The sequence below is a fragment of the Kitasatospora sp. NPDC059146 genome, from assembly GCF_042786665.1.
In the GTDB taxonomy this organism is placed as follows: domain Bacteria; phylum Actinomycetota; class Actinomycetes; order Streptomycetales; family Streptomycetaceae; genus Kitasatospora.
This window is the reverse complement of record NZ_JBHZCY010000053.1, coordinates 1-16,739: the sequence shown is the minus strand read 5'-3', so window position 1 is coordinate 16,739 and position 16,739 is coordinate 1. Positions and strand designations below refer to the sequence as shown.

19 protein-coding genes and 1 tRNA gene (1 of these 20 running past the window's edge) are annotated in these 16,739 nt (G+C 73.6%); 7 read left to right on the top strand and 13 right to left on the bottom strand.

The features are described from left to right. The 3 genes from ACFXPX_RS22620 to ACFXPX_RS22610 all read right to left on the bottom strand — a co-directional run. Positions 1–1,017: the 5' portion of a serine/threonine-protein kinase gene (locus ACFXPX_RS22620; protein ID WP_380642938.1), read on the bottom strand. It extends 24 nt beyond the left edge of the window; only the first 1,017 of its 1,041 coding nucleotides appear in the window; its start codon is at positions 1,015–1,017; its stop codon lies off the left edge, out of view. Positions 1,018–1,122: 105 nt separating this feature from the next. Then, a complete protein-coding gene (locus ACFXPX_RS22615) occupies positions 1,123–1,797 on the bottom strand; it encodes a response regulator (RefSeq protein ID WP_375888184.1) in 675 nt (224 codons plus the stop codon). Continuing rightward, positions 1,794–3,119, bottom strand: coding sequence for a sensor histidine kinase (locus ACFXPX_RS22610; protein WP_380642936.1), 1,326 nt, complete (start codon positions 3,117–3,119; stop codon positions 1,794–1,796). The genes ACFXPX_RS22615 and ACFXPX_RS22610 overlap by 4 nt, the downstream gene beginning before the upstream one ends. A 135-nt stretch (positions 3,120–3,254) precedes the next feature. Between ACFXPX_RS22610 and ACFXPX_RS22605 the strand changes: the two genes are divergently transcribed. Together ACFXPX_RS22605 and ACFXPX_RS22600 are read left to right on the top strand one after the other, a co-directional pair. After that, positions 3,255–3,731, top strand: coding sequence for a DUF4190 domain-containing protein (locus tag ACFXPX_RS22605; RefSeq protein ID WP_380642934.1), 477 nt, complete (start codon positions 3,255–3,257; stop codon positions 3,729–3,731). Positions 3,732–3,809: 78 nt separating this feature from the next. Then, positions 3,810–4,985, top strand: coding sequence for a serine hydrolase domain-containing protein (locus ACFXPX_RS22600; protein ID WP_380642932.1), 1,176 nt, complete (start codon positions 3,810–3,812; stop codon positions 4,983–4,985). A 72-nt stretch (positions 4,986–5,057) separates the two neighbouring features. On the opposite strand, the gene ACFXPX_RS22595 is transcribed toward ACFXPX_RS22600, so the two are convergent. The 4 genes from ACFXPX_RS22595 to ACFXPX_RS22580 form a co-directional block, all read right to left on the bottom strand. Continuing rightward, complete coding sequence (locus ACFXPX_RS22595) at positions 5,058–5,672, bottom strand: hypothetical protein (RefSeq protein WP_380642930.1); 615 nt, start codon at positions 5,670–5,672, stop codon at positions 5,058–5,060. Between the two features lie 52 nt (positions 5,673–5,724). Continuing rightward, positions 5,725–6,108, bottom strand: a complete 384-nt coding sequence (locus ACFXPX_RS22590) for a DUF4259 domain-containing protein (protein WP_380642928.1) — start codon at positions 6,106–6,108, stop codon at positions 5,725–5,727. Between the two features lie 143 nt (positions 6,109–6,251). After that, positions 6,252–7,619: an alkaline phosphatase family protein gene (locus tag ACFXPX_RS22585; protein WP_380642926.1), complete on the bottom strand. Its 1,368-nt coding sequence runs from the start codon at positions 7,617–7,619 to the stop codon at positions 6,252–6,254. Continuing rightward, complete coding sequence (locus ACFXPX_RS22580; RefSeq protein WP_380523260.1) at positions 7,619–8,344, bottom strand: hypothetical protein; 726 nt, start codon at positions 8,342–8,344, stop codon at positions 7,619–7,621. Before ACFXPX_RS22580 ends, ACFXPX_RS22585 begins: the two co-directional genes overlap by 1 nt. A gap of 140 nt (positions 8,345–8,484) precedes the next feature. On the opposite strand from ACFXPX_RS22580, the gene ACFXPX_RS22575 reads away from it, so the two are divergent. Continuing rightward, the gene (locus ACFXPX_RS22575) at positions 8,485–9,183 is read left to right on the top strand and encodes a TetR/AcrR family transcriptional regulator (RefSeq protein ID WP_380642924.1); all 699 of its coding nucleotides are present in this window, start codon (positions 8,485–8,487) and stop codon (positions 9,181–9,183) included. Positions 9,184–9,227: 44 nt separating this feature from the next. On the opposite strand, the gene ACFXPX_RS22570 is transcribed toward ACFXPX_RS22575, so the two are convergent. The 4 genes from ACFXPX_RS22570 to ACFXPX_RS22555 form a co-directional block, all read right to left on the bottom strand. Beyond that, positions 9,228–9,311, bottom strand: a tRNA-Leu gene (locus ACFXPX_RS22570). A 396-nt stretch (positions 9,312–9,707) separates the two neighbouring features. Then, entirely contained in the window at positions 9,708–10,034 is a 327-nt protein-coding gene (locus ACFXPX_RS22565; RefSeq protein WP_380523262.1) for a hypothetical protein, read from the bottom strand. 27 nt (positions 10,035–10,061) lie between these two features. Continuing rightward, positions 10,062–10,826 (bottom strand): SDR family oxidoreductase, encoded by a 765-nt coding sequence (locus ACFXPX_RS22560; protein ID WP_380523263.1) that lies wholly within the window; start codon positions 10,824–10,826, stop codon positions 10,062–10,064. Between the two features lie 484 nt (positions 10,827–11,310). Then, positions 11,311–11,784, bottom strand: coding sequence for a DIP1984 family protein (locus ACFXPX_RS22555; protein ID WP_375888150.1), 474 nt, complete (start codon positions 11,782–11,784; stop codon positions 11,311–11,313). Between the two features lie 174 nt (positions 11,785–11,958). On the opposite strand from ACFXPX_RS22555, the gene ACFXPX_RS22550 reads away from it, so the two are divergent. Continuing rightward, complete coding sequence (locus tag ACFXPX_RS22550; RefSeq protein ID WP_380590384.1) at positions 11,959–12,480, top strand: hypothetical protein; 522 nt, start codon at positions 11,959–11,961, stop codon at positions 12,478–12,480. 59 nt (positions 12,481–12,539) lie between these two features. Here ACFXPX_RS22550 and ACFXPX_RS22545 read toward each other — a convergent pair whose 3' ends face one another. Beyond that, positions 12,540–12,881 carry a hypothetical protein gene (locus ACFXPX_RS22545; protein ID WP_380590381.1) on the bottom strand — a complete coding sequence of 114 codons (342 nt, stop codon included), beginning with the start codon at positions 12,879–12,881 and terminating at the stop codon, positions 12,540–12,542. 186 nt (positions 12,882–13,067) lie between these two features. Here ACFXPX_RS22545 and ACFXPX_RS22540 point away from each other — a divergent pair, with 186 nt between their 5' ends. Together ACFXPX_RS22540 and dmpI are read left to right on the top strand one after the other, a co-directional pair. Further along, complete coding sequence (locus ACFXPX_RS22540) at positions 13,068–13,964, top strand: LysR substrate-binding domain-containing protein (RefSeq protein WP_380642922.1); 897 nt, start codon at positions 13,068–13,070, stop codon at positions 13,962–13,964. Between the two features lie 125 nt (positions 13,965–14,089). Then, positions 14,090–14,272: a 4-oxalocrotonate tautomerase DmpI gene (gene dmpI, locus ACFXPX_RS22535; protein ID WP_375888141.1), complete on the top strand. Its 183-nt coding sequence runs from the start codon at positions 14,090–14,092 to the stop codon at positions 14,270–14,272. 63 nt (positions 14,273–14,335) lie between these two features. Here the strand turns inward: dmpI and ACFXPX_RS22530 are convergent, their stop codons facing one another. Then, entirely contained in the window at positions 14,336–15,031 is a 696-nt protein-coding gene (locus tag ACFXPX_RS22530) for a DUF4232 domain-containing protein (RefSeq protein ID WP_380642920.1), read from the bottom strand. Positions 15,032–15,605: 574 nt separating this feature from the next. On the opposite strand from ACFXPX_RS22530, the gene ACFXPX_RS22525 reads away from it, so the two are divergent. Then, on the top strand, positions 15,606–16,739 hold a 1,134-nt coding region (locus tag ACFXPX_RS22525), incomplete at its 3' end, for an AMP-binding protein (protein WP_380642918.1).

Below are 16,739 nucleotides of genomic sequence, written 5' to 3'. Positions count from 1 at the left end.
CGTGGGGGGGGGGGGGGGGGGGGGGGGGGGGGGGGGGGGGGGGGGGGGGGGGGGGGGGCGGGGGGGGGGGGGGGGGGCCCCGCCCCACGCCGGGGCGACCGGGTTGGGGGCCGTGGGCGTCGGAACGACCGGAGCCGGAACGGTCGCAGGAGCAGGAGCAGGAGCCGAGGCCGGAGCAGGCGCCACCGGCCCCGTCCGCAGCTGGACCGTCCGTTCCCTCGCCCCCTCCCCCGTCATCCTCAACAGCCCCTCCACCGTGGGCCGTTGCTCCGCCTCCTTGGCCAGGCACCCGATGATCAGCGGGTACAGCTCGGGCGCCAGCCCGGCCAGGTCCGGCTCCTCGTAGACGACCCGGAAGCCCACGGCGTGCGAGGAGTCCGCGCCGAAGGGGCCGCGCCCGGTGGCGGCGAAGGCCAGCACGGAGCCGAGGGCGAACACGTCGGTGGCCGTGGTCGCCGTGCCGTTGCGGAACTGTTCGGGGGCCATGAACGGCGGGGTGCCGACGGCGACGCCGGTGCTGGTCAGCTGGGTCTCGCCGGCGCTGCGCGCGATGCCGAAGTCGATGACGCGCGGCCCGTCCTCGGCGAGCAGCACGTTGCCGGGCTTGAGGTCGCGGTGGATCAGTCCGACGCGGTGGATCTCCTGGAGCGCCTCGGCGAGTCCGGCGGCCAGCCTGCGCACCTCGGGCGGGGTCAACGGGCCCTGGCCGGAGACCCGTTCGCCCAGGGAGGGGCCGGGGACGAAGAGCGTCGCCAGCCAGGGCGCCGGGGCGTCGGGGTCGGCGTCGAGGACGGGCGCGGTGAACGCCCCGCTGACCTTGCGCGCGGCCGTGACCTCCTGCCGGAACCGGGCCCGGAACTCGGCGTCCGCGGCCAGCTCGGGCCGGATCACCTTCACCGCCACCTGCCGCCCGGACACCGATCGGGCGCGGTAGACGACGCCCATCCCGCCCGCGCCGAGCCTGCCCTCCAGGAGGTACCCGCCGATCTCCCGCGGATCGTGTTCCGACAAGGTCACGTGCCGTTTCCTCCCCCAGGCGCGTCCGGCCGTCCAGCCGGTCGGCCGTCCAGCCGACCGACCGGCCCAGCCTAGTAGGGGCCGGGAGCGGCAGGTGAGGCAGGCTCAACCGGTGAAGCCCGGCACCACCAGTCCGGACTCGTACGCGATCACCACCGCGTGGGTGCGGTTCTGGGCGCCGAGCTTGGTGAGCACGTTGCCGACGTGGGTCTTGACGGTCTCCAGGCTGACCGTCAGCGTCTCGGCGATCTCCGGGTTGGACAGCCCGGTGGCCATCAGCCGCAGCACCTCCTCCTCCCGCCCGGTCAGCGCCGCCTGCGGCAGGGCCTCGGCGGAGTCCAGCGGCCGGGCGGCGACCATCCGGCGCAGCGCCGCCGGGAAGAGGACCGCCTCGCCCGCCGCCACCACCCGTACCGCTTCGGCGATCTGCCGGACGGGGAGGCGTTTGAGCACGAAGCCGCTGGCCCCGGCGCTGAGCGCGGCGGTGACGTAGCCGTCGTTCTCGAAGGTGGTGATCACCACGACCTTCGGCGGCTCGGTGGACTCCGCCAGCAGCTGCCGGGTGGCCTCGATCCCGTTGCGGCGCGGCATCCGCACGTCCATCAGGACGACGTCGGGCCGCAGCCGCAGCGCCTGCTCGACCGCCTCCACCCCGTCGGCGGCCTCGCCGACCACCTCGATCCCGGGCTGGACGCCGAGCAGGGTGCGCAGGCCGCTGCGGGTGATGGCGTCGTCGTCCGCGATCAGCAGCGTGACGGGAGCCTCGGGCGCGGTGCTCACACCGCCGCCCGGACCGGCAGTCGGACGGCGAGGCGCCAGCGCGCATCGCCGGCCGGCCCGTCCCCAACCGACCCGTCCCCGGCCGGCCCGCCCCCGACCGACCCGTCCCCGGCCGGCCCGCCCCCGACCGGTCCGGCCTCGAACTCGCCGTGCAGCAGCCGCACCCGTTCGGCCAGCCCGGGCAGGCCGTGCCCGGACGTCGGGAAACCGCCCACCCCGGCCCCCGCGACCGCCCCCACCTGGTTGACCACCCGCAGCTCCAGCGCGTCCGGCCCCGCCGCCACCCGGACGGTGATCGGGCCGCCCGCCCCGTGCCGGAGCGCGTTCGTCAGCCCCTCCTGGAGGATCCGGTACGCCGCCCGGGAGATCGTCCCCGGCACCTGCGCCAGGTCGCCGGACAACTCCGGCTCCGCCACGGCGCCCGCGTGCCGCAGCCGGTCCAGGAGTTCGGGCAGGTCGGCCAGGGTCCGGGTGGGCGCGGTGCCCGCCTCCTCCTCGCGCAGCACGCCCAGCACGTAGTCCAGGTCCTCCAGCGCGGCCCGGGTCGACTCCTCGATGCTGCGCATGGCGGCCCGGGCCGTCACCGGGTCGGCGTCGAGCACCTCGCCCGCGACGGCGGCCTGGATGGTGGCCGCCGTCAGGGTGTGCCCGATCGAGTCGTGCAACTCGTGGGCCAGCCGGTTGCGTTCGGCGAGCCGGCGCTCCCGTTCGGCGGCCTGCGCGAGCCGCTCGGCGGCCGACGGCCCCAGCAGGCGCGGCGCCAGCCACCGCAGGGCCGCCGCCACCGCCGCGCACCCGGCCACCGCGAGCAGCACGCACACGACAGCCACCGCCCAGCTCCACCCGCCATCGGCCACCGACACCGACCGGCCGAACAGGCTCAGTTGTGCCCGGCCGTCGAGCCAGCCTCCCGGCAGCGACAGGCCGGCGAGCAGCAGCAGGCCGCTGGCCAGCGCCCCCGTCCACCCGAGGGCCACGTGCAGCAGCAGCCACAGCGGCGTCCGCCAGCGGTCGGCGACGGCCGCCCCGGCCGTTCCCGACGCTCCGGCAGCACCGAGATCCGGCAGCGCCACCCCCAGCAGTCGGCGGGCGGACGCGACCAGCACCCGGCGCGTGGTGCGGGCCAGCCCGACCACGCCGATCAGCACCGCCCAGACCAGCAGGGTCAGCACGACCTGCACCCCGTACGGAGCGGACCGCCACGCCAGGGCCGGCACCATCACGACCGGCAGCAGCGCGAGGCTCCCCAGCGCGCCGCAGTAGGCGAACAGCGCGCCCGTGTACGTGGAGCCGCGCAGCAGCGGCCGGATTCCCCTGATCATGCCTGCCAGTATGTCCGGCCAGGTCAGCGGCCACCTCCCCCGATCGAGGGAGGGCCTTTTCCCGCTTTTCCGCGATGTGCGCCCGGGGCTCCGGAAGTCAGGATCGTGTCCTGCCAGTTGACGAGAGGACGGCCGTTGCACACCCGAGAAGACGAGCCCCGGACGGACGTCCGCACCCTGGACCGCCAGGCCCCCGGGCACGACCCCGCCCCCGGGCAGGGCCCCACCCCCGGCCCGCACCACGACCCCGGCCCCGGCCCCGGCCCCGGCCCGCACCACGGCGTACGGCCCCCGGCCCGCCGCAACGGCCCGGCCGTGGCCGCGCTGACGCTGGGGGTCCTCGGCGCGGTCACCTCGATCGTCGTCGTCGGCGGCCTGTTCGGCGTCCTCGGCCTGGTGCTGGGCGCCGTCGCCCTGCGGACGGCCCGGCGGACGGGTACCGGCCGGGGCATGGCCAACGCGGGCGTGGTGCTGTCGCTCCTCGCGATCGCGGGGTCCGTCCTGGCCGCCGTCCTGCTGGCCTGGTACGCCGACCGGACGCAGCCGTGCTACCGGCCCGACAGCTTCCGGCAGTACCGGGAGTGCGTCCAGCAGCAGTTCCACCGGGGCTGACCGGCGGTCGACCGCCCCCAGCGCCCGTGTTCCCGACGAATTCCCTTCGGTTTCCCTACGATTCACAGGAGTTGACGTATGCGTGAGCAGACTTGGCAGAGGCTTCGCACCCCCCGGCGGCGCAGCGCCGTGGCGGCCTCGGTGGCCGTGGCGATGGCGGCCGGCGTCCTGGCGGCGGGTGTCCTGACACCGACCGCCGCGTCCGCCGCCGCCGCATCCGCCGCCGCCAAGCCCGACACCGTCCAGCAGGGCCTGGACGCGCTGGTGCGGCAGGACGAGCTGCCCGCCGCACTGGCGACCGTCAAGGACCGCAAGGGCCGCACCCAGGCCTACACGGCGGGCGTCGGCGACCTGGCCACCGGCGCGAAGGTGCCCAAGGACAGCCAGGTGCGGATCGGCAGCAACACCAAGACCTTCACCGCCGTCGTGGCGCTGCAACTGGTCGGCGAGGGGAAGGTCCGCCTCGACGAACCGATCGAGACCTACCTGCCGGGCCTCGTCCGCGGGGCCGGCATCGACGGGCACCGCATCACCGTGCGCCAGCTCCTCCAGCACACCAGCGGCCTGCCCGACTACGAGGGCGACATCGACGAAGCCACCCTCCAGCAGCGGTACTTCGAGCCGCGCGAGCTGCTGGACATGGCCTTCCGGCACAAGGCCGGCTCCGCGCCCGGCGAGAAGTTCGAGTACAGCAGCACCAACTACGTGCTGGCCGGCCTGCTCGTCCAGAAGGTGACCGGCCGCCCGCTCGCCGAGGAGATCGACCGGCGGATCGTCCAGCGGATCGGGCTGCGCCACACCTCCTTCCCCGGCACCGGCGACCGGAGCATCCGGGAGGCCCACCCGCAGGGCTACCGCCAGGAGAAGCCGGGCGGCCCGCTGATCGACACCACCGAGCTGGACCCCTCGGCGGGCTGGGCGGCGGGCCAGATGATCTCCACCAACGCCGACCTCGACCAGTTCTTCACCGCGCTGCTCGGCGGACGCCTGCTCCCGGCGGCCCAGCTCGCCGAGATGCGCACGACCGTCCCGATCGCGGACAGCGGCGCCGGCTACGGGCTGGGGCTGATCAGCCGCCCGCTGTCCTGCGGCGGCGTCTACTGGGGCCACGGCGGGGACATCCCGGGTTTCGAGACCCGGGGCGGGGCCACCGACGACGGCCGGGCGGCCAACATCGCCGTGACGCAGATCCCGGCGGACGGCGCCGTCACCCGCCGCCTGGAGCAGGTCGTGGACACGGCCCTCTGCCGCTGATCCGCCGCCCGCCCTCCTCGCGCGGCCGCAGCCGAAGCCACGCCCGCCGTCACAGCGACAGCCCGTCGCGGATCACCCGTCGAAGTTGGACCAGAAGATCCCGACGCCCGCACCACTCGCGTCCCGGCCGACCAGGATGCTGTTCGCGGTGAAGTCGCAGGTGGGGAAGACCAAGGCGTTCGCGCCGCTCGCCGGGTCGACGAGGACGTCCAGCAGCGGGGTCCGGGAGCCGGCCTCCTGCTGGGCCTCGAACGCGGCGGTGGCGTGGTCCGCCGGGTCCGCCGCCTCGGCGAACCCGGCGGACCGGCGCAGGGCCCCGCCGATCACCAGGTTGTCCGGGGTGGTGGAGCAGATCGCCGACGCACTCTCGCTCAGCTCGTTGACGTCGTCGGACGCCTCCTCCCAGTCCGCGTCGACCAGCGCCTCGGGGCCGGTACCGGCGGCGACCAGCGCGACCGCGGAGACGGTGGCGCCCCGCTCGTCGTTCCAGTCGTACGCGAGGTACACCTCGTGCAGCCCGTCGGCAATGTCGCTGAACGTGTAGTGGTCCCCGCCGTCGAGACCGCAGACCGCGATCTCCCCGCGGCTCGCCAGCCGCCCGGCCAGCGTGAACTCGCCCAGGAAGCCGGGCTCGTCCTCCGAGTTGTTCGCCTTCAGGACGGTTTCGATCGCTTCGATCATCTTCATGGCGGGGAGTGTGCCACCCCGCCCCGACAGTCCCGGCCCCGGCCCCGGCCGCTCACCGGTCGTCCGTCGCACGCCGGGCGATGACGTCGGCCAGCTGGTCGAAGGTGCGGTTCAGCACCGTCCGCCGTTCCTCCTTGAACTCCGGGGAGGGCTCCAGGCCGTCGACGGTCCGTTCCCAGACGGCCAGGAACGTCCGCTTCCAGTCCTCGACCACCCCGGCCTCCGGCATGCCCTCGGAGGCGTAGCCGGCCACGGCGAGGGTGTGCAGCAGCTCCAGGTTGCACGGCACGGCGACGCCCCAGTACTCGTCGGGCTCGATCTCGACGGGATCGCCGTCCAGTGCCTCGGCGATCTCGGTGACGAGCCCGTCGACGACGCTCGACAGGTGGTCGAGGGCCGTGTCGCTCTCGAAGTTGCCGCTGCCCCAGGTGCCCATGTGGTTCTCCTCGGAGGGGTGGTGCCGGTGTCGTGTTCCTCGGGCCATCGAAGCAGGGCGCAGTGACACGGCCGGTCGGTCCTCGGACCGACCGGCCGTTTGCCGTTGCCGTTCAGCTCGGCCGTTCGCCGTAGCTGTGGAGCTCAGCCGCCGGGTGGCGGGCCGGCGGCCGCGGCGACCGCGCCGGGCGGGATGAGCCGGCGGGCGACGAGGTCGGCGTAGACCTGCTGGAGGTGGGTGACCTCCCCGGCGGCGGGGTTGACGGCGGCCGCAGTGGGTGCGGTGACCCCCGCGAGGACGTCGTCGGTGCGCGGCGCGGCGAGGGTGAGCACGGCCCCGATGTCGGCGGCCGCGGCGTCGCGGGCGGTGAGAGCGGGCAGCGACCAGCGCCGCTCGACGGTGCGCAGGACGCTGGTGTGGTCCAGCTGCGCCGCGGCGTCGGGTGACCGGAAGACGGTGCCGGGGGCGATCAGCGGGGAGACGAGCACGGTCGGCACGCGGACGCCGAACCGCTCGAAGTCGAAGCCGAGTTCGCCGGTGGTGCCGTCGCCGGGCGGGGTGGCGGTGGTGGGGGGCGGGACGTGGTCGTAGCAGCCGCCGTGTTCGTCGTAGGTGATGACGAGCAGGGTCTGCCCCCAGGCCGGCCCGCCGCGCAGGGCCCGGTAGACGTCCCGGATCAGCTGCTCGCCCAACGCGACGTCGAGGACGGGGTGTTCGCTGTTCCCGGTGGCTCCCCAACTGGGTTCGAGGAAGGTGAAGGCGGGCAGGGTGCCGGCCGCGGCCGCCGCCTGGAAGGCGGTGAAGACGCCGAAGTGGTCGGCGGAGGCGCCGTGGATGTCGGGGAAGTTCCCGGAGACCATCGGCGCGGCGTGGTAGCCGTAGGCCCGCCAGGACACATCCGCGCTGGTGAGCCGGCCGAAGATGCTGGGACAGGTGAAGTTGTGGGTGTGGTCGTCCAGGTGCCCCTGGCTGGTCGCCGCGCAGGAGAACGCCCGGTTCGGCAGGGTCTCGGTGGGCACGGAGCTGTACCAGTGGTCGCACACCGCGTAGCCGCGGGCCAGTGCGGAGAGCACCGGCAGGGTGTCCGGGGTGTGGCAGCTCATGATGTCGGCCGGGACGGTGCCGGGAAGGACGGTGTGGTTCGGCTGGGGAGGCAGGTCCAGCACGCGCGCGAAGTCCGTCACGAACCCCTGCATCCCGGCCACCGGCGGCGTCGGCGGGTCGGTCGTGCCGAACAGCTGGGCGTTGGTCGGGCCGTACCCCTCACCGGGGTTGGCGCCCGGCATGAAGTAGGGGTGGGGGTCCGTCGACTGGATGCGGCGGACCGTGACGAGCTTGCCGTTCTGGTCCGGGTTGGTCTCCTGGCCGGTGAGGCCCTCGTACGGCTGGCCGGCGGGAGAGACGTTGCCCTCGTCCGTGTACAGGAACCCGAGCATGTGGTCGAAGGAGCGGTTCTCCAGCATCAGCACCACGAGGTGTTCGACCGCCTGGAGGCCGTCGCCGCCGGACATCAGCCCCTCCGTTTGCTCGGCAGCCACTGGTCGCGCGGGATCCGGCGCCGTTCACGACGGCTGCCGACGTGCGCCCGGCTGTGGTACGCGACGGTGAGGGAGGCGGTCTTCTGGGTCCATCCGGTGCCGGCCGAGACGTCGAAGATCCCGATGTAGCCGCCGGGGAGGAGTTCGAGCGGCTGCTTGATGGCATTGCCGTGGTCGAACTGGGTGCCGTTCGCGGGGCGGGCGGACTGGAACCACGCCGGGTGGACGAAGTCGCTGACCTTGACCCCGGCGATGTCGTACGCGAAGTTCTCGTCCTGGCAGGCGTCGCACACCTCCATGGCGTACAACGTCCCCTTGTTGGCGGTCGGTTGGTCGAAGACCACCTGGTCGATGTCCGGGTCGCCGATGATCTCCAGCAGCTCGTGGCTGATCGTCACGGTCCAGTTCTCGCCGTACTGCTTGTCGGTGGCGGCGAAGACCTTGCCGATCGGCAGGAAGTTCGCGGTCAGGTCGTGGTATCCGAGGGCGCCGGCCTGGTCGGAGTTGTCCAGGACGACCATCCACCAGGCGGTGTCGGAGAGTGCGTTCGACGCGACGAAGGACACGTCCGCGTCGATCCCCCACACCGGCGCGAAGTCCCGGTGGACCTGGGTCTGGAGTGCGGGGACGACGGCGCTCACCTCGTGGTCGGTGAGCACGGTGCTCTCGTTGGTCACTTCGATCTTGATGATGGACATGGCTCCTCCCGATGTCCGATTCCGTGGTGTATACGTAGGTACTACGCATCTGCCGTAAATGTCGCTTGTATACTTACAGCCTCTGCCGCGCAGCGTCGGACGTCAAGACCTGAGCCCCGAGGACAGTCCGGGAGGCCCTGGTGGGAACCGACTCGACCCCCGACTCGACCCCCGAGCCGAAGCCGTCCGGCCGGGGCCGGCTGAGCAGGCCACGGGTGCTGCGCGCGGCGGTCGCCCTGGTCGACCGCGAGGGCCTCACGGCGCTCACCATGCGCGGCCTCGCCGTCGACCTGGGCGTGGAGCCGATGGCGCTCTACCGCTACGCCGACGGCAAGCAGGCGCTCCTCGACGGCATGGTGGAGGCCTTCTACGCCGAGGTGAACGAGCGGGTGGGCGACGGGGCGGACACGGGCGACTGGCGGACCCGGCTGCACCACGTCGGCAAGGCCTTCCACCAGGTCGCCGACGCCCACCCGGAGGTGTTCCCCCTGGTCGCCACCCGCCCGCTCAGCGTCCCCCTGGCCCGCCGGCCGGCCTCGATGCTCCAGCTCAACGAACTCGTCCTGACCGTGTTGAGCGGCGCCGGCCTCGACGACCGGGGCACCCTGCGCCTCTACCGGGCCGTGGTCGGCTGGGCGATCGGCTTCCTGCTGGTGGACAAGCGGCAGGTGATCGACAACCCCGACGACCCCGAGCCCCTGCTCCGCCTCGGCCTGCACCGCCTCCCGGCCGCCGAGTACCCACTGCTGCGCACCCTCGCCCCGCTGCTGATCGACCACGACGCGGAAACGGAGTTCACCACCGGCCTGGACGCCCTCCTGGACCGCCTGGTGCCGTAAAGCAAAAAGGCCGGTCGATCCGAAGATCGACCGGCCATTCGCTGTGCGCGAGGGGGGAGTTGAACCCCCACGCCCTTTCGGGCACTGGAACCTGAATCCAGCGCGTCTGCCTATTCCGCCACCCGCGCATCTGGGTGATGGGTTAACTATAGACCATCTGGAGGGGTGCCTCTGACCACCCAGAAGCGACGAGAGCGACCTGCTCCTCACCGAGGATGCGAAGGCCATGCTCTTCCCTGAAGTACGCGTAGTCCTTCAAGTTCAAGGTGGCAAGCGGAAGATCATGGGTCAGGCAGCAGGCCGCAATCCACATGCCATTGACGGGGCGCGGCAAGCCTGCCTTGAGACCGGCTGCGGACAACCGGCCCCACGTTGCCGCCACCGCCTCATCGCCGGGAGAACAGGGATACCCGACAGCCAGTCCGCGAGTTCCTGGCGCCGCCGCCCTCCCCAGTCCCGTACCTCACTCCCCAGCCCTCCCCCGCACCGGAAGTCGGCCCGTCCGACTTCCCATGCGGGCGCGGCTACAGCACGGCGACGCACGCGCTCAGGTCGGCGGCCAGGAAGACGAGGTGGCTGTCACCGGTCATCTCCACCTTCGCCAGGGCGACCGGGGTGGCCCCTGCCCGGCGAAGGACCGACAGTCCCTGCTCGAAGTCCTTGACGGTGGCGACCCCGTCCTCCGCCATCCACTGCGCCCGCCATTCCCAGATGGCGAACAGCCGACTGGCCGGTGCCGTCGCGTCGGCCCACACCTGGAAGGCCGCCCCGGCCCGCAGGGCCAATGCGGCCCGGCGGGCGCCGTCGGTCCCGTTCCGTTCGAGGACGGTGATCAGGTCTTCGCGTTCCATGCCGTGCAGTGTTCGCCCCGCGCCGGTTCAGTGGTCCGGGAGGGTGTACGCGGCGCGGATGCCGCCGTAGACGGGGAGTTCGGAGGCCGTCAGGTAGCCCGAGTCCGGGCCGGCGAGGTAGGCGGCCGCGGCCGCGACCTCGTCGAGGGTGGCGAACCGGCCCATCGGGATGTGGGCGAAGCGCCGCCGGGTCTCCTCCTCGCCCATCCGCTCGAAGACGGCCCTGATCTCCGGGGCGTCGACCGGGCCCAGCGCCAGGGTGTTCACCCGGATGCCGCGCCGTGCCAGGTGGGTGCCCAGGTCGCGCCCGAGCTGGGTCACCGCGGCCTTGGCCGCGGAGAAGGCCGTCTGGGCGGTCGCCGCGCCCATGCCGGCGAGGAAGGAGCCGGTCAGCACGATCGATCCGCCGGGGTTCATCACCGGCACCCCGTAGCGGCAGCTGAGCACCGCGGGGGCGAGGACGGCCCGGAAGGCCCGTTCCCAGACCTCGGGGGGCGTCTCCAGCAGGCCGTGGTCCTCACGGTCCATGGGCCCGGCGTTGACGTGGAGCACGTCGACCCCGCCGTACTCCGCGTGGATGCGCTCGAACGCGAGTCGCGTCTCGGCCTCGATCCGCAGGTCCGCCGTGACGACCGGGAAGCCGGTCTCCACCGGCTGCCGGTCGATTCCGATGACGCGCCCGCCCTCGGCGGTGAACCGGGCCGCCACGGCACCCGCGATGGCCCCGCCCGCGCCTGCGATGACGCAGATCCGCCCGCCCAGCCGTCCCTGGTCCTGGCTGTTCCCGTCCATGGCCGCTCCTCTCGTCGTTGCGCCCCGGCGGCCCCTGCCCGCTGCGGGCCCGGCGGATCCGCTCGGACGCCGGACACCGGACACCGGACGCCGGACGCCGGGCCTCGGACGCCGTCAGGAGTCTGCCGCCTCCACCGCGCCGAGCGGACTCACCACGCCTGCCGGAGTGCCGATCCAGGTGATCACCGGCCAGAAACCCACCGGCCTCACGCAGCGAGGGCCGTGCTCGGTCGCACGGCCCTCGCTGGGGGGGGTGTGGGGCGCCCCGTTCCCGCCCTCGTCGTCCGGATCTGCACGTGGTGGTGAGCTGTGCGCTGTGCCCCGTCACCTGTACGCGGTGCTGAGCTGCACTGTTGGGTGGGGAATCGAACCCCTTGCGTTGCTCTTCACGCGCCATGGACCGGATGAACCGCCGGCCCGCGGTGTGTGCACGCCTCCGTGACGACTACCTGCTGCCCCACACCCTGCTCATGGGACCGGGAGGTCAGTCCTCGATCAGGTCGATCTCCCAGTTGGTGCGCTGGATCAGGGTGTCCACCTCGCGGATCTCCTTGGCCAGCGCGTCCGTCCGGGCACGGAGCTCCGCGACCGGCAGGGCGGAGAGGATCCGGAGCTCGGACCGCAACTGCCGTACGGCTCCCCGCTGGTCGCGCCCGGAGGCGGCGTCGGCGGCCGCGGTGATCACCGAGTGGCGCAGCCGCAGGACGTCCCGGCGGGCGAGGGCGTCGGTGAGGGTGCCGCCGCCCTCGATCCGCGCGGTGGAGTTGGTCCGGTTGATCTGGCGGATCAGCCGCTCCAGCTCGTCCAGCGCCGTTTCGGCCTGGGCCAGGACCTCCGCCGCACTCTCGGCCGGCTCCTCGCCCTCCTGGTAGCGGGCACTGCCGACGACGCGCGCCCGCAGCTGCTCCACCTGCCGCACCGCGGCCGCGCGCTGCGCGAGCGCCTCTGCCAGCTTCATCGCGTCATCACCTCCACGTCCTCCTGATCGTCCGGCAAGTATGCACGTCAGCGCGGTACGGCCCGGTGGCGGGGGTTCGGCGCCGACCGTCGTCCCCCATCCCCCGCGCGGGGGAGGCGAGTTGGGCCTCGCGCACGATCCGGGCGCAGCGGGCCGCGCGCCAGCATGGGGGCCATGGACACCGACCGGAACCCGATGGCCACCGCCGCCCCGACGTACCGACCGCCCGCCCGCTGGGCGGTACGGGCCGCGCACCTCGCGGCGCTCACGGCCGTACCGTCCGGGATCTGGCGGATCGCGATGGGGGTCGGCGTCCCGGTGGGGTTCGACACCTCGGGCCTGGAAGTCCCCGGCCGGTTCAGCGCCGTGTGCATCGCGATGAGCCTGGCCACCGAAGGGCTCACCCTCCTCACGCTCGGGCTGGTGCGGCCCTGGGGCGAGGTGGTGCCGCGCCGGCTCCCGCTGATCGGGGGGAAGCGGGTCGCGCCGCTGGCGGCGGTCGTTCCGGCGCTGCTCGGCGCGGCCGTCGTGATGCTGCTGACGATCCCCCGGGCGGGCGGCTTCGGCGGGGCCCCGGGAGCCCCGACCGGGCCGGCCCTCTTCCTGATGGACGCCTGCTACGCACCCCTGTTGCTCTGGGGCCCACTGCTCGCGGCCGTCACCCTCGCCTACTACCGGCGACGCCGCCGCGCCTGAACGGGAAGTCGGCCCGGCCGACTTCCCGTGCACGGCGGAGTGTGGCGGAGTGCACCCGCTCAGGCCTCGACCCGGGACTTCCAGGCGAAGGCGAACTCCGTCCGCCGCGCCAGCGCTCCGTCCCGCCAGGAGTCCGTGACGTCCCGCCATCTGCCCAGCCGGGCGTCGCGGACACCGTCCTCGCGCTCCGGGTCGAAGGTGAGGCTGAACCGGTAGACCCGGCCCTCGGCGGAGATGACCTGCCCCTCCTCGGAGCCGAGGCTCTCCTGGAGGAGGTCCACGACGACCGTCCCCTCGGGATCGAGCCCCTGGCCGCGCAGCAACTCCCGCAGCCGGACCCAGAGATCGTGGTCGCTGTTCCGCAGGAGCCCGGTGTACTGCACGACGATGCCCGTGGTCATGGCCCCCAGTGTTCCAGCCGCCACTACCGCTACCGCCACCGCCACCGGCGGCCGGAGAGCCCGCACGGGAAGTCGGCCCTGCCGACTTCCCGTGCAGCACCATCCGCTCCCCCCGGCAGCGCCCCCTCCCTGGTGACACCCCGGCCTGGGACGATGGGTCGACGACCGATCCACCAGGGGGACCGCATGGAGCTACGGCAGCTGCGCTGCTTCGTCGCCGTCGCCGAGGAGCTGCACTTCGGGCGGGCGGCCGAGCGCCTGCTGCTCGGGCAGCCGGCGGTGAGCCAGCAGGTGCGGCGGCTGGAGCGGGAGTTGCGGGTCGAGCTGTTCGACCGTTCGCCCCGGTACGTACGGCTGACCCCGGCCGGGGAGCGGTTCCTGCCCGCCGCCCGGAACGTGCTGGCCGCCGAGGACGCCGCCCGGGCGCTCGCCGCCGACCTGGCCGCGCCCGCCGTGCTGCGGCTCGGCACCGTCACCGGGCTCGCCGAGCGGCTCGACCTGATCCTGGAGACCTACCAGCAGAAGGCCCCCGGAGTGCGGGTGGAACTGCACTCCGCCCCGGTGCGGGAGCGGCTGGCCCGGCTGTCCGACGGCCGGCTGGACGCCGCCTTCGTCCGCGGGGCGATCGCCGAGCACAGCCCGGACCTGCGCTTCCTGCCCGTCTGGCAGGACGAGTTGGTGCTCGCGCTGCCCGCCCGGCACCCGCTCGCCGACGCGGCCGAGGTGGACCTCGCGGACCTCGCCGGGCTGCCGCTGCGGCTCACCGAGCGGGCCAACCACCCGGCACTGGTCGACCTGGTGACGGGGGCCTGCGCCCGGGCCGGCTTCCGGCCCGTCCTCGGCCCGGCGCACGGCGCCCTCCAGGACACCCTGGCCTCGATCGGCACCGGCACCCCGATGTGGACGGTGGTGTACGCGGCCAACGCCCGGATGGTGAACACCCACCGGGTCGCCTTCCGCCCCTGCCGCACCCCGCTGGCACTGCCCACCTCGATCGCCGTGCGGCGCTCCGCCCCGGTGCCCCGACTGCTCCTGGAGACCTGCCGCAGAACACCCCCGACCTGGAACGATCAGGATTCGTGATCGCTGCGAGAGCGATTCGGGTCTGGGTGCGGACGGCACCGGTCGGGTGGACTGTTCCCAGCCGGAGAACCCGGCGGAAGAGCCCGGCGGAACAGCCGGGCAGGACACCCGGTCAGGAGCCGAAGATGCCGATCGTCACCATCCAGCAGGGCCCGCGCAGCGTCGAGCAGAAGCGCGAGCTGGTCGAGAAGGTCACCCAGGCGTTCGTGGAGACCCTGGAGGTCCCCGCCGAGAGCGTGTTCGTCTTCGTCAACGAGTACCAGCCGGAAAGCTGGGGCGTCGCGGGCACGCTCATCGCGGACCGGTGAGCCCCGGATCGGCCCGACGCGGCGGCCCGACCCCGCGGCTCAACCCTGCGAACGGGCGCGGGGTCACTGGCCGCCCTGGCCGGCGCTGCCCATCGGGCCGATCTTCACCGGGGAGCCGGACCCGTCCGTGACGGGCAGCGAGCCCGCGCCCGGCCAGGGCAGGGTGACCGAGTGGGTCTCGTCCGGCGGGGTCACCACCAGGCCGGTGATCTTGACGCCGGAGCCGCCCGAGGTGTTGTTCGGGTAGCTGATGCCGAAGAACGTCGACTTGCCGTTCTTGACGACGCCCGCGACGACCGGCTCGCCGGAACGCTGGGCGGACAGCGAACCGGCGTTGGTCTTGAGGTCGACGCCCGCGTACCCGGCGAGCGAGCAGTCGTGGCCGCTGTGGTTCTTCAACTCGACCACGACGGTGCGGTCGGCGTCGCCGTCGATGGTGCGGTCCACCGCCGTGATCGTCAGGTCGTCGGTCCGGCACTTGCCGCCCGCCTTGCCGCCGTCGGTGGCGCCCGTCCCGCCGGCCGTGGCCTTCCCGCTCGGGGCCGTCCCGCCGGTCCCGGCGGTCCCACCGGTTCCGGCGCTTCCGGCGGACCCTGCGGAGCCGCCCGTGGTGGCCTTGGTGGGCGCGGCGGTGACGGGCGCCGCGGCCGTCGGCTTGGCCTGGTCGGTGCCGGTGTCGTCGTTGGGGCCGCAGGCCGTGAGCGACAGACCGGCGGCAACGACCAGGGCGGCGGCGAAGGTGGCCTTGTGAACGCGCATCGTGACTTCCTCGATATCGGGTGGCGGTGGCGGCTGCTCGGCACGGATCGGTACGAGCGGCGGTTCTGGTGAGCAGGACCGCCCGGGCCGATGAACCGTTCCGTCCGACCATCCGTCAGGACAGTGCTGTTACACGGCCCGCCGACCACGAAGCGCCGGAGCGGGCCCCCGCCCAGCCGGGACAGCGGTTCCCACCGCCCCCGCACCCCCGCACCCGGCCACCCCCCGCTGGGACACACCCGTGACCCGACGGACCTTGACCCGGTGGATCTTGACCCCGGCCGCCCCCGGCCGCCCCCCGCCCGAGCAACGGACCGGCTCCATCGCCGCCCCGTGGTCCCAACTCGCCCATTTCCCGGCCAACTCGGATCGCTTCGACGGCAACCCCCGCACTCCCCGGCCGGCCCGGGTACGTCATCGCGGCCGCGCCCGACGAGCACTGGGGGGCTGCCACCGAGCCGGTCCTTCGTCCACCGACATTCTCCTGACCGGACATGGCCAAATCTCGCCGGCACGGAGTGGGGGGTGGAGTTAGCCTGACGACATGGTTGCAAACTACAAGGAAGAAGTGGCCATGAGTGACCAGGAATTCGTCAGCGGACCCGCTCTGATCCTCCGGTCCCTCACCTCGCACCCCGAACGGCGGGCCATCACCTCCGCCGACGGCGCCGAGATCACCGCCGGCGACTTCGCCGCCACCGCCTACCGCCTCGCCCACGAGCTCCTGGCCCGCGGCGTCGGCCGCGGCAGCACCGTCACCCTGCTCACCGGCAACACCCCCGAGGCCCTCGCCGCCCGCTACGCGGCCGGCCTGGCCGGGGCCCGGGTGGTCAACCTGTACGACGGCATGAGCGCCCCCGTGCTGGCCGAGATCGTGGCCAGCGTGGACACCACCGCACTCCTCGTCGACGCCGAACGGTACGCGGGCGCCCCCGAGTTGCTGCCGCTGATCGACGTCCCGACGGTCCTCACCCTCGGCCCCGACGGCACGGGGATCGGGGAGGACGCCATCGCCGCCAGCGCCACCCGCCCGGCCACCGACCCCGCCGTCCCCCTCGGCCCCGGCGACGACATCGGCATCCGCCACACCGGCGGCACCACCGGCATCCCCAAGGGCATCCTCAGCCTCCACGGCCCCTACCACGACATGTTCCACGTCGACTTCGCGGGCACCGACGACGAGGAGCCGCCCCGACTGCTCGCCGCCACCTCGCTCGCCCACCTGTCGGGCGTGCTCGCCGACGTGGCGCTCCAGCGCGGCGGATCCGTCGTCCTCCAGCGCGGCTTCGAACCCGGCGAGGTCCTCGCCGCGATCGAGCGCGAGCGCATCACCGACCTCTGGACGCTGCCCCCGCTGATCTACCAGCTGCTCGACCACCCGGCCGTCGGCCGCACCGACCTGTCCAGCCTGCGCCGGCTCGACTACGGCGGCTGCGCCGCCTCCCCGGCCCGGATCCGCGAAGCCCTCAAGGTGTTCGGGCCGGTGCTGGTCAGCCTGTACGGCATGTCCGAGGCCCAGAAGATCGCCTACCTCACCGCCGAGGAGCACACCCGGTTCACGGACGACGGCCCGCTCCCGGTCGGCCGGCCGTTCCCCGACGTGGACGTGGAGGTCCGGGCCGCCGACGGCACCGTGCTGCCCGCCGGCGAGCAGGGCGAGATCCACGTCCGCTCCGCCACCCTGATGGCCGGCTACTGGAAGCAGCCC

Coding starts and splice junctions, on each gene's coding strand:
- ACFXPX_RS22610 (WP_380642936.1), bottom strand. CDS start 3,119: ATGATCAGGGGAATCCGGCCGCTGCTGCGCGGCTCCACGTACACGGGC.
- ACFXPX_RS22600 (WP_380642932.1), top strand. CDS start 3,810: ATGCGTGAGCAGACTTGGCAGAGGCTTCGCACCCCCCGGCGGCGCAGC.
- ACFXPX_RS22595 (WP_380642930.1), bottom strand. CDS start 5,672: ATGAAGATGATCGAAGCGATCGAAACCGTCCTGAAGGCGAACAACTCG.
- ACFXPX_RS22590 (WP_380642928.1), bottom strand. CDS start 6,108: ATGGGCACCTGGGGCAGCGGCAACTTCGAGAGCGACACGGCCCTCGAC.
- ACFXPX_RS22585 (WP_380642926.1), bottom strand. CDS start 7,619: ATGTCCGGCGGCGACGGCCTCCAGGCGGTCGAACACCTCGTGGTGCTG.
- ACFXPX_RS22580 (WP_380523260.1), bottom strand. CDS start 8,344: ATGTCCATCATCAAGATCGAAGTGACCAACGAGAGCACCGTGCTCACC.
- ACFXPX_RS22565 (WP_380523262.1), bottom strand. CDS start 10,034: ATGGAACGCGAAGACCTGATCACCGTCCTCGAACGGAACGGGACCGAC.
- ACFXPX_RS22560 (WP_380523263.1), bottom strand. CDS start 10,826: ATGGACGGGAACAGCCAGGACCAGGGACGGCTGGGCGGGCGGATCTGC.
- ACFXPX_RS22555 (WP_375888150.1), bottom strand. CDS start 11,784: ATGAAGCTGGCAGAGGCGCTCGCGCAGCGCGCGGCCGCGGTGCGGCAG.
- ACFXPX_RS22550 (WP_380590384.1), top strand. CDS start 11,959: ATGGACACCGACCGGAACCCGATGGCCACCGCCGCCCCGACGTACCGA.
- ACFXPX_RS22545 (WP_380590381.1), bottom strand. CDS start 12,881: ATGACCACGGGCATCGTCGTGCAGTACACCGGGCTCCTGCGGAACAGC.
- ACFXPX_RS22540 (WP_380642922.1), top strand. CDS start 13,068: ATGGAGCTACGGCAGCTGCGCTGCTTCGTCGCCGTCGCCGAGGAGCTG.
- dmpI (WP_375888141.1), top strand. CDS start 14,090: ATGCCGATCGTCACCATCCAGCAGGGCCCGCGCAGCGTCGAGCAGAAG.
- ACFXPX_RS22530 (WP_380642920.1), bottom strand. CDS start 15,031: ATGCGCGTTCACAAGGCCACCTTCGCCGCCGCCCTGGTCGTTGCCGCC.